Origin of the sequence: Tenacibaculum sp. MEBiC06402 (assembly GCF_049239625.1) — a bacterium.
Lineage (GTDB): Bacteria > Bacteroidota > Bacteroidia > Flavobacteriales > Flavobacteriaceae > Polaribacter.
Map to the genome: position 1 here is coordinate 1 of NZ_JBMKKT010000060.1, position 3,335 is coordinate 3,335.

A 3,335-nucleotide genomic window follows, 5' to 3' on the forward strand; every position below is an offset into this window, starting at 1 on the left:
CGCAAAAAATCATACACAAATACGTTACCCAACATTGAAAACAAACTATGATTTGGAATAAACTTCCACATTGTGATAAATTATTTGAGAAGTTTCTCAGCCCTTGGTATCCAGAGGACGAGAGACCTAAAATGACTCGTCCAGACATGTATGTAATATCTGGGTACGAAGACAAAACTCTGGACATTGACCGAATTCAGTATCTAACCGAAGAAGGTCTGAAGGACACAAAAGATATTTTTGAAAAAATGAGGGAGTCCTATCAAAGAGACTTTCAAAACTTCAAAGAATTTAAAGAACTGAATTTGGACGTAATAGATTCAGTTGACAAAGCATTCGGCAAAAAGGAAGTAAAGGAACTCATCAAAATAAGTGATCCAAAAGATTTCGAAAATGGATATTTAGTGACCGTATGTGAATTTGGATTAGCGCTTGGAGATTTATTCGTTCAAACTGGAAAATTTAAATGGCTTTATTCATATCCATACTTTCATTCAATTGTTATCAACCCAGAAACAGGTCAGGGAATTACCGTTTTTGACTGGGCTGTTAAGAAATTCAGTTCTTATGGAATTGATGATGGCTATAAATGGAAGTTTTTGAAAGTGATGGAAATAATAGAAGATGATATAAAAACGTTGGGTAACAAGGTGTATAATTAATTGCGGCTGAATTTCCTCTGCGAAAATTCAATCTTATTAATTATCTTTCCGAAACAGCGGAAAACGACTCGCGTCCTTTTCCCGCAAAAAATCATACACAAATACGTTGGCAAACATTAAACGAAATAAATTGGTTGGAAAAAGTAAATCTAAGAGATCACAAAATCTGGATGACAATTGGAAATTTAAAACAATTGAATTTCTTGAAAATGACTATTGGAAAGAACCAGAGTTTAATAGCTACTTAGTAAAAACTTGTCATAAACTTAGAAAAAAACAGTTAATAGACTTTGAAATTGAAGATTTAAGAATTTTAATCGGTCAGAATATAGCGCTGCTTTACTTAGTTCCAATGACTTTAGATATTTTGGAAAAAGACATACTAGCTGAAGGAGATTTTTATGAAGGAGACCTGTTGAAATCTTTATTGACTACAGAATCAAACTTTTGGAGAAATGATATTCAGAAATGGAATCAAGTTTGTAAACTATTTGAGCGAAACACAGAATTATTAAAATCTTTTCAAACCACGGAGAACATAAAAGCTGGTTGGTTTGAAGCATATGAAGAATTTAAAAAAATAAACTAAAACGATTTGCCAACAAGGTGTATAATTAATTGCGGCTGTCCCGAAGCTTCGGGACCTCACCGGAAATTCAATCTTTTTAATTATCTTTCCGCAACATCGGAAAATGACTCGCGTCTTTTTCCTGCAAAAAATCATACGCAAATACGTTACCTGCAAGCTGAAAAATTATGACGCAAACTGAATTTAGAAAAAAATTATCTCAAACCGTAAATACCGATTGGTTCAACTCTGTTGAATTTAATTTGAGGTATACACATCTAAATTTGAGTTATGAATTTAAGGGATTCGGACATTTACACAAGTTTGTAAATCAACAAATCAATGGTTGGGATAAATTGACTGAAAATTTACCCAACGAACTTCTTGCATCAAAAAAACATTTTGAATCTATAGAAAACCAATTGATTAGCTTTATCGATTCGTACGGCTCACAAGAAAATGAATCTAATTTAGAAAGCTACTTCAGAAACCCTAAAAATCAAATCCAAAATAACACAGGCACAAATTTCACTTATAATTGCCCTGAAACCGAATTTTTGATTGAAGTCTATAAAAACCATTCTGAATCTTTCATTGGAGCGTATACTTATTTGACTGGTAATTTAAACCAAAATATAAACGTTAAAGACAATTTCAACGGATACTTATTGGCGTATGAATTTACATTAAAAGATTCAACAGCAATTACAGAGAGAAGAAACAAAGAAAAATCATCACTTTCCAAACTTCGAGCAAATTTTGAAAATAGCCTGCCAAAATTAGAAAGTGAATTAGTCGAGCATTTAAAAAACAGCACAGAAAAATATGAAGAATACTCCAAAGCTTTAGATGAATTTAAAGAAGATAAAGAAAAAACGTATTCAGACTGGTTTATAAATACCAAGGGAGAGTTTGAGAGTTTCAGCACAAAATCAGACAAGCGTTTAGAGGAACTTGAAAACACTTATAAAGAGAAATTAAAGCTCGAAGAACCGGCAAAATATTGGTCAGAAAGAGCTAAAAAACTAAAAGAACAAGGTTGGATTGCATTAACAGTTTTAGTAGTTCTTGTTTTGATTGTAGTATTTTCATTAGGTAAACTCCTTTGGACAACACCAGAACAAATTTATGAGTCATTTTTTGATGGAGATAAAAGTGCTGCAATAAGGTGGTCTATAATTTACGTTACTTTTATTTCATTTATGGCTTTCGCAATTAGAGCAGTTACTAAAGTTATGTTTAGCTCATTTCATTTGGCTCGCGACTGTGAAGAGAGACATACACTAACTTATTTTTATTTATCACTGTTAAAGGAATCTACAGTAGATAAAGAAGATAAACAGCTTATTATGCAAGCATTATTTAGTCGTGCTGAAACAGGACTTTTAAAAGATGATTCCGCACCAACAATGCCTAATGATTTTGTTGGAAAATTTATGAGTAAATAAAAAAGCCAGCAGGTAACAATGTATATAAAAAATAGGCGAAACAGTAATAAATTCAAGGTTTTTGGCTCGTATCAAACTTCCAGCTTAACCGAAAGTTTTGTACTTCGAAATCGCCTACTTTTCATATACGAGCCCGTTGTATACAATGCGCGCCAATGAAATCTAAAAGGAAAAATTACAAACTTTGGTTTTACTCGGAAAAACATCTTGAAGATATAGCAACGGAACTTCATAATGAAAAAATAATTGGAGAATATTATTATGATTATGAGAATGTTTATGAATGGATTGAAGCCCAATCAATAGATTCTTCCTTTGAATTTAACATATCTAGGAAACATTCTTATTTGAATAATTATGAAGATGGAAGCGCTGAACAACAAGCTGAAAATTTAAAAGAACCAATCACAATAATGCTAATGTTTGACTCAAAAGAACCGTCGGACAATATAATAGAAGAAACAGCTAAACAAATTAATTCGATTCTGACTTTTCCCGTTTATTTAGGAACAATAAACTATTTAGGTGGAGACAATTACGAATACATCAAAACGAAAGAAATAACTTAGTAAACTGAAAAAAGCACTGTATACAACAATGTATAACCGTAATTACGGCGGATTCGACTTCGTCTGAATCCACTCGGTAATTACTAAC

The 3,335-nt window shown here is 32.1% G+C and carries 4 protein-coding genes; all 4 read left to right on the forward strand.

The annotated features are described in order from the left end of the window. The first annotated feature begins 131 nt into the window (after positions 1–131). The 4 genes from ACOSP6_RS00535 (at position 132) to ACOSP6_RS00550 (ending at position 3,247) form a co-directional block, all read left to right on the forward strand. Positions 132–662, forward strand: a complete 531-nt coding sequence (locus ACOSP6_RS00535; protein ID WP_422095680.1) for a hypothetical protein — start codon at positions 132–134, stop codon at positions 660–662. Positions 663–768: 106 nt separating this feature from the next. Continuing rightward, positions 769–1,251, forward strand: coding sequence for a contact-dependent growth inhibition system immunity protein (locus tag ACOSP6_RS00540; protein WP_422092349.1), 483 nt, complete (start codon positions 769–771; stop codon positions 1,249–1,251). A gap of 167 nt (positions 1,252–1,418) precedes the next feature. Then, complete coding sequence (locus ACOSP6_RS00545; RefSeq protein WP_422092881.1) at positions 1,419–2,678, forward strand: DUF6161 domain-containing protein; 1,260 nt, start codon at positions 1,419–1,421, stop codon at positions 2,676–2,678. A gap of 155 nt (positions 2,679–2,833) precedes the next feature. After that, positions 2,834–3,247: a hypothetical protein gene (locus tag ACOSP6_RS00550; RefSeq protein WP_422092882.1), complete on the forward strand. Its 414-nt coding sequence runs from the start codon at positions 2,834–2,836 to the stop codon at positions 3,245–3,247. Positions 3,248–3,335 lie beyond the last annotated feature (88 nt).

What these genes read in the sequence shown, in the direction of transcription:
- ACOSP6_RS00535 (WP_422095680.1), top strand. Translation starts at nt 132, where the DNA reads ATGACTCGTCCAGACATGTATGTAATATCTGGGTACGAAGACAAAACT.
- ACOSP6_RS00550 (WP_422092882.1), top strand. Translation starts at nt 2,834, where the DNA reads ATGAAATCTAAAAGGAAAAATTACAAACTTTGGTTTTACTCGGAAAAA.
- ACOSP6_RS00545 (WP_422092881.1), top strand. Translation starts at nt 1,419, where the DNA reads ATGACGCAAACTGAATTTAGAAAAAAATTATCTCAAACCGTAAATACC.